At 63.7% G+C, this 474-nt stretch carries 1 protein-coding gene; it reads right to left on the reverse strand.

What is annotated here, in order from left to right:
• Positions 1-439: oxidoreductase (locus AC1D1Y_RS26340; protein WP_477684944.1), on the reverse strand; the 439-nt coding region annotated here is incomplete at its 3' end.
• Positions 440-474: the final 35 nt, after the last annotated feature.

The following is a 474-nucleotide window of genomic DNA, read 5'->3' on the forward strand; positions in this document are numbered from 1 at the left end:
GTTCCAACACCTCGAAGCCAGCACGCAGCGCACGGCGCGCAGCGGCGGCAAAGTCGGCTCGGACCTTGGCTATACCTTGGGCATCGAGCGCGGTTGGTACCAGCCAGCCCTCGGCCACGGGTCGTGCAGTTGGCGACACCACCTTCCATGGATGTTCACCACGGACTGCGTCACTCTCGTTTAACGGACCATTGCCCTGGAAAGCGCGCTGAATGCTGGCTTTGGGGCCGGCATGGCCGATCTGAATGCCGGGGACCGCACCGTATTCCTTGGCGAAGGCCGCAATGCGAGCCAGGCCCTCGACATGGGCGTCATCCCAGATGCCCACATCGCCATGGGTGATCCGCGCCTCGGGCGACACGCCGGTGGCCTCGACCATTACCAGGCCGAAGCCGCCCAACGCAAAGCGCCCGTAGTGAACGATGTGGTACTCGTTCACGAAGCCATTGCTGGCTGTGTATTGACACATGGGGC

The organism is Polaromonas sp. P1_G1, assembly GCF_056405595.1.